Genomic DNA, 6046 nt, shown 5'->3' with positions numbered 1-6046 from the left:
ATCGCCCTGGCCAGGGCGATTACCGTACGTACATGGCAAGTTCCGGCGCGCTGAGGCGTGCATTCGGCTGGACCACGGCGCATGCGCCCTGGTCCGCTTGGGCCTGGCGCAACACCGCCTTCACGGTGGCCGCGATCCCGCCCGCCCTGCCCCTCGCCCTCGGCTTCCTCCTCCTTTTCACCGTGCCCGGACACAGCCCCGTCCCGCTGCTGCTCGTCGTCCTGCTGTCCCCGCTGCTCACCGTCCTCCAGCGCAGCCGCTGCTGGTCGCTGCTCGGCGTCGACATACCGCCCGTGGCCCGCGAACACCCCCGGCTCAGTGTCCGCGGCCTGATCGAGCGGCTGCGCTCCGAGGCGACCTGGCGGCAGTACGGCTACCACTTCCTGGTCAGCCCGCTCGCCGCCCTCGGCGGCGGCCTGCTGGTCCTCACCTGGGCCGCCGGCGCCGTCTGCGCCACCGTCTACGCCTGGAGCTGGGCCCTGCCCGAGACCGCCGGGCCCGGCTGGACCCGCGAGTACGACGGGCTCACCACGGTCGGCGTGCTCCTCCTTCTCGCCGCGCCCTGGTTCGCCGCCCTCCTCGGCCGACTCGACGCCGGCGCCGCACTCGCGCTCCTGGGCCCCAACCGGGCCCGCGAACTCGAACGGCGCGTCGAGGACCTCGCCGAGAGCCGGGCCGGCGTCCTGGACGCCGCAGACCTCGAGCGCCGCCGCATCGAGCGGGACCTGCACGACGGAGCCCAGCAGCGCCTGGTCGCCCTCGCCATGAACCTCGGCATAGCCCGCGCCACCCTCCCCGGGCTGCCCCCCGAGGCCAAGGCCGTCATCGACGAGGCCCACCGCGAGGCGAAGGAGGCCATCGAGGAACTCAACAGCCTCGTCCGGGGCCTGCACCCGGCCGTCCTTGAGGACCGCGGGCTCGACGCCGCGCTCTCCGGCATCGCCGCCCGCGCCCCCCTGCCCGTCGAACTGTCCGTGGACCTCGCCGTCCGCCCCGGCCCCACCGTGGAGGCCGTCGCCTACTTCGTCGTCTCCGAGGCCCTGGCCAACGTCGCCAAACACGCCCGCGCCGAGCGCTGTTCGGTCGACGTCGCCCGGACGGCCGGCGGCGTGCTGCGGCTCACCGTCACCGACGACGGGGTGGGCGGAGCCGACCCGGCGGGGGGCACCGGACTGACCGGACTGCGCAAGCGCGTAGGCTCGGTGGACGGAAGCATCGTGATCGACAGCCCCGTCGGGGGCCCGACCACCCTGACCGTGGAGCTGCCGTGCGCGCCGTGATCGCCGAGGACTCGGTCCTGCTGCGCATCGGACTGGTCAAAGTCCTCGAGATGGCCGGCTTCGAGGTGGCCGCCGAGACCGGAGACGCCGAGGGCCTGCTCGCCGCCGTCGAGGAGCACCGGCCCGACCTCGCCCTCGTCGACGTCCGGATGCCTCCCGGTTTCAGTGACGAAGGCGTGCGCGCCGCCCTCATGATCCGGCAGCAGAACCCCGACACGGCTGTTCTGCTCCTCTCCCAGTACGTCGAGGAGCGATACGCCGCCGACCTGCTGGCCACCCAGAGCGGCGGCGGCATCGGCTACCTCCTCAAACAACGCGTCGCCGACGTGGAGGAGTTCATCGACGCCCTGCGCCGGGTGGCCGGCGGCGGCACCGCGCTCGACCCGCAGGTCGTCGCCCAGCTCCTGCTGCGCCGGGGCGGCGGCCCGGACCCCCTCGCACGCCTCACCCCGCGCGAACGCGACGTACTGGCCCTCATGGCGGAAGGCCGCTCCAACGCCGGCATCGCCGCCGAACTCGTCGTGAGCGAGAGTGCCGTGGCCAAGCACATCAACAACATCTTCGCCAAGCTCGACCTGCCCGTCGCCGACGGCGATCACCGCCGGGTCCTCGCGGTCCTGCGCTTCCTGCACGGCACCCAGTGACGCCCACCGGAGCCACCGGCCCCGTCAGCCGCACCGAACCCACCGGCACCACCGGACCCACCCGATCCGACGGTTCCGCCACCCCGCCACGCCCGAGGCACCGCCTCGCCTGGATCCTCGCCGCCCTGCTCGGCGCGGTCTTCGTCGCGCTCCCCGCCGCCTGGCAGGCAGGGGCCTACGGGGTCACCCGTACCGGCACCCTGCACGGAAGCAGCGGAGGCCGCCCGGTGACCGCCCTGCACATCGCGGGCGGCGGCGCGAACATCACCGTCTCCCCGCGCGGGGACGAACAGGTCGGCTACCGGGCCGACCTCAGCTGGTCGCGCGGCAAACCCGACATCGCGGAGAGCTGGCACGACGGCGCCCTCACCCTCACCCCGCGCTGCCCCGACGAGGATTCCTGGCTGACCGGCGCCCTCTCCTGCTCGATCCTGCTGAGGGTGACCGTCCCCGCCGGACTCCCGGTCACGGTCACCGCGACCGCCGGCCGCGTGGACATCGGCGGACTCGGCGGCGCCGTCGAGGCACAGGTCGACACCGGCCGGATCAGACTCACGGGTCTGCGCGGCACGGTGCGCGCCCGGATCGGCTCCGGCATGCTGAACGCCACCGCCCTCACCTCCCCCGAGGCCGATCTGCACGTCGGATCAGGCCGGGCCGTCGTCGACTTCACCACCCCGCCCGACCGGGTCCGCGCCGACATCGGGGACGGGCGGCTCGCCCTCACCGTCCCCGAGGCGACCGTCTTCCGCGTCACCACGAGCACCGGCTGGGGCCGCAACGAGGTCGAGCCCGAGCTGTCCGACCCGGCCTCCCCGCGCACCCTGGACCTCTCGGTAGGCTCCGGCCGCATCGCGGCCGGCTACCCTCGGCCGACGCCCTGACCTGCCGCGCACACCGGCTACGGGGCCAGGCCGCCCCGGGCGATGACGTCCGCGTACCAGTGCGCACTGTCCTTGGGCGTACGGCGCTGCGTGGCGAAGTCGACGTGGACGATGCCGAACCGCTTGCTGTAGCCGTACGTCCACTCGAAGTTGTCCAGCAGCGACCAGACGAAGTACCCGCGCACGTCCGCCCCGTCCTCGATCGCCCGGTGCACGGCGGCCAGGTGGCCCCGCAGATAGGCGATCCGCTCCGGATCGTGCACCGCCCCCTCCGGATCGGCGTAGTCCCCGTAGGCCGCGCCGTTCTCCGTGACCAGCAGCGGCACGCCGGGGAGCTCGTCGCGCAGCCGCGTCAGCAGTTCGTGGAGTCCGCCCGCGTCGACCGGCCAGTCCATCGCCGTACGGGGACCGGGCGCGGGCAGGAACCGCACCCGCCCCTCGGCCCCCGGCCACGGTGACGGCGGGGCCGAGGCCGAGGGGTCGCCGCCGGACGTTCCCGGCCCGGCGGCCGCGACCACCGTGGGGGAGTAGTAGTTCAGGCCCAGCCAGTCGATCGGCTCGGAAGCGGCCGACAGGTCGCCGTCCCGGACGAACGACCAGTCCGTGAGCGCGGCCGTGTCCCGGACCAGGTCCTGCGGAAGCCGCCCGTGGAAGACCGGGTCGAGGAAGATCCGGTTGCCCACCGCGTCGATCCGCCGCGCCGCGTCCAGATCCGCGGCCGAGTCCGTCAGCGACCGCACCGCGTGCAGGTTGAGCGTCAGCGAGACCTCCGCCGACCGGGGCAGCGCCGCGCGAAGTGCCCGTACGCCCAGCCCGTGGGCCAGGTTGAAATGGTGCGCCGCCCGCAGCGCGGCCGCCGGTTCCGTGCGGCCCGGGGCGTGCATCCCGGAGGCGTACCCGAGGAAGGCGGCGCACCAGGGCTCGTTGAAGGTGGTCCAGCTCGCCACCCGGTCGCCGAGCGCCCCGGCGACGTGCCCGGCGTACTCGGCGAACCGCTCGGCCGTATCGCGGTGCGGCCAGCCGCCGAGGTCTTCCAGCTCCTGCGGCAGATCCCAGTGGTAGAGCGTGGCGACCGGCCGGATCCCGGCCTCCAGCAGCGCGTCCACCAGCCGCCGGTAGAAATCGAGCCCCCGCTGTACGGCGGGCCCCCGGCCGGTCGGCTGCACCCTCGGCCAGGCCACCGAGAAGCGGTAGTCGCTCACGCCGAACCGCTTCATCAGGCCGACGTCCTCGGCCATCCGGTGGTAGTGGTCGGCGGCGGTGTCCCCGGTGTCTCCGTTGAGGACCTTGCCGGGCGTGCGGCTGAAAGTGTCCCAAATAGAGGGCGTACGCCCGCCCAGCGCGGCCGCGCCCTCGATCTGATAGGCGGCCGTCGCGGTGCCCCACCGGAAGCCGGGGGGAAAACGGAGCGCCGCCCCCGTCGCGGGGGACGCGTCGACAGTGGTCATGAAAGGACTCCTGGAGGGAAGGTTGGGAGGAGGAGGGACGCTCAGCCCTTGACCGCGCCCTGCATGATGCCGCCCACGATCTGCCGGCCCAGCAGGCCGAAGACGAGCAGCACGGGCAGCGTGCCGAGCAGGGTGCCCGCCATGATCACGGACTGGTCGTGGACGTAGCCGCCGCCCAGCTGCCGCAGGGCGACCTGCACGGTCGGCTCCTGCGAGGACAGCGCGACCACCGGCCAGAAGAAGTCGTTCCAGGCCGTCATGAAGGTGAGCAGCCCGAGCACGGCCATGGCCGGCCGCGCCACCGGCACCACGATCGACCAGAAGACGCGACCGTACGAGGCTCCGTCGACCCGGGCCGCCTCGATCAGCTCGTCCGGCAGCGACTGCGCGAGGAACTGCCGCATGAAGAAGACACCGAAGGCGGAGACCAGCCCGGGCAGGACGACGGCCTGGAGCTGGTTGACCCATTGCAGCTTCACGATCAGCATGAACAGCGGGATCACCCCCAGCTGCGGCGGGATCATCATCGACGCCACGACGGCGCTCAGCAGCGCGCCGCGCCCCCGGAACCGCAGTTTGGCGAAGGCGAAGCCGGCGAGGGTGGAGCACAGCACCGTGCCGACGGTGATCGCGGTCGACACGATCAGCGAGTTGAGGAGGGCCCGGCCGATGTCCGCCTCGTCCAGGACGGACTGCAGGTTGACGAGGAGCCGCGGACCCGGCAGCAGGGAGGGCATCGGCCGCGCCAGATCGGCGTTGGAGCGGCTCGCCGCGACCAGGGTCCAGTACAGCGGGAAGGCGGAGACCAGCACCGCACAGACCAGTACCGCGTAGGTGAGGCGGCCACCGCGCCGGGCGCCCGGGGAGGAGCTCATCGGCCGGCCTCCTTGTGGGAACGGCGGCGCACGAGCAGGGCGTTGAGCCCGACCAGCGCCACGATCAGCAGGAACATCACCCAGGCGATGGCCGCGGCCCGGCCCAGGTGGAAGAAGCCCCAGCCCTGCTCGTACATGTACAGGCCGAGGGTCTGGTACTGGTGCGAGATGCCACCGGACATGGACCCCTCGAAGAGCAGCGGCTCCCCGAAGAGCTGGGTGGCGCCGATCGTGGAGACCACCACGGTGAAGATGATGGTGGGACGTAGCCCGGGAAGCGTCACGTGGAGGAACTGGCGCCACTTGGAGGCTCCGTCCACCTCCGCGGCCTCGTACAGCTCACCGGGGATGGACTGCATGCCCGCCAGGTAGATCAGCGTGTTGTAGCCGGTCCAGCGCCACACCACGATGGTCGAGACGGCGATCTGCGAGGCCGCCGTACCGCTCTGCCAGTCCACGGGGTCGAGGCCGGCCAGCCCCAGCAGCTGGTTGACGAGTCCGAAGTCCCGGCCGAAGAGCTGGGCGAAGATCAGCGAGGCGGCGGCGACGGACGTCGCGTAGGGCAGGAGCAGCGCGGTGCGGAAGAAGGTCCGGGCCCGCAAACGGTAGTTGAGCAGGTGGGCCAGGCCCAGGGCGACGAGCAGCTGCGGCACGGTGGACAGCACGCCGATGGTGAACGTGTTGCGCAGGGCCGTCCAGAAGAACGGATCGGTGAACAGGGCGGTGTAGTTGCCGAGGCCCCGCCACTCCATCTCCCCGGGGTTCTGGAGCTCGACGCGGTAGACGGAGACGTACGCCGTATAGAGGAGGGGGAACAGGCCGAAGGCGGCGAACAGGGTGAAGAAGGGGGCGACGAAGGCGTACGGGGCCAGGGCCCGGCGCGGTCGCGGGGAGGACGGCGCGAGTGCGGTCACG

General features: G+C 72.7%; 6 protein-coding genes. 3 read left to right on the top strand and 3 right to left on the bottom strand.

Annotated features, from left to right (window positions below):
• Window positions 1-32: 32 nt before the first annotated feature.
• Genes J7F03_RS24875 through J7F03_RS24865 form a run of 3 tightly spaced genes read left to right on the top strand, consistent with a single transcriptional unit; the run spans window position 33 to window position 2808 of the window.
• A complete protein-coding gene (locus J7F03_RS24875) occupies window positions 33-1280 on the top strand; it encodes a sensor histidine kinase (RefSeq protein WP_214953070.1) in 1248 nt (415 codons plus the stop codon).
• Window positions 1268-1924 carry a response regulator transcription factor gene (locus tag J7F03_RS24870; protein ID WP_214953068.1) on the top strand — a complete coding sequence of 219 codons (657 nt, stop codon included), beginning with the start codon at window positions 1268-1270 and terminating at the stop codon, window positions 1922-1924. The genes J7F03_RS24875 and J7F03_RS24870 overlap by 13 nt, the downstream gene beginning before the upstream one ends.
• Complete coding sequence (locus J7F03_RS24865) at window positions 1921-2808, top strand: hypothetical protein (RefSeq protein WP_214953067.1); 888 nt, start codon at window positions 1921-1923, stop codon at window positions 2806-2808. Before J7F03_RS24870 ends, J7F03_RS24865 begins: the two co-directional genes overlap by 4 nt.
• 17 nt (window positions 2809-2825) lie before the next feature.
• On the opposite strand, the gene J7F03_RS24860 is transcribed toward J7F03_RS24865, so the two are convergent.
• Genes J7F03_RS24860 through J7F03_RS24850 form a run of 3 tightly spaced genes read right to left on the bottom strand, consistent with a single transcriptional unit; the run spans window position 2826 to window position 6045 of the window.
• Window positions 2826-4256, bottom strand: coding sequence for a GH1 family beta-glucosidase (locus J7F03_RS24860; RefSeq protein WP_214953066.1), 1431 nt, complete (start codon window positions 4254-4256; stop codon window positions 2826-2828).
• 41 nt (window positions 4257-4297) lie between these two features.
• Complete coding sequence (locus J7F03_RS24855; protein ID WP_214953065.1) at window positions 4298-5131, bottom strand: carbohydrate ABC transporter permease; 834 nt, start codon at window positions 5129-5131, stop codon at window positions 4298-4300.
• Window positions 5128-6045, bottom strand: a complete 918-nt coding sequence (locus tag J7F03_RS24850; RefSeq protein ID WP_214953064.1) for a carbohydrate ABC transporter permease — start codon at window positions 6043-6045, stop codon at window positions 5128-5130. Before J7F03_RS24850 ends, J7F03_RS24855 begins: the two co-directional genes overlap by 4 nt.
• Window position 6046 lies beyond the last annotated feature (1 nt).

This window comes from Streptomyces sp. ISL-43, from assembly GCF_018614195.1.
Taxonomy (GTDB): Bacteria; Actinomycetota; Actinomycetes; order Streptomycetales; family Streptomycetaceae; genus Streptomyces.
The sequence above is the reverse complement of the archived record's forward strand: the minus strand, read 5'-3'. Positions and strand labels throughout refer to the sequence as shown.

Coding starts and splice junctions, on each gene's coding strand:
- J7F03_RS24860 (WP_214953066.1), bottom strand. CDS start 4,256: ATGACCACTGTCGACGCGTCCCCCGCGACGGGGGCGGCGCTCCGTTTT.
- J7F03_RS24875 (WP_214953070.1), top strand. CDS start 33: ATGGCAAGTTCCGGCGCGCTGAGGCGTGCATTCGGCTGGACCACGGCG.
- J7F03_RS24855 (WP_214953065.1), bottom strand. CDS start 5,131: ATGAGCTCCTCCCCGGGCGCCCGGCGCGGTGGCCGCCTCACCTACGCG.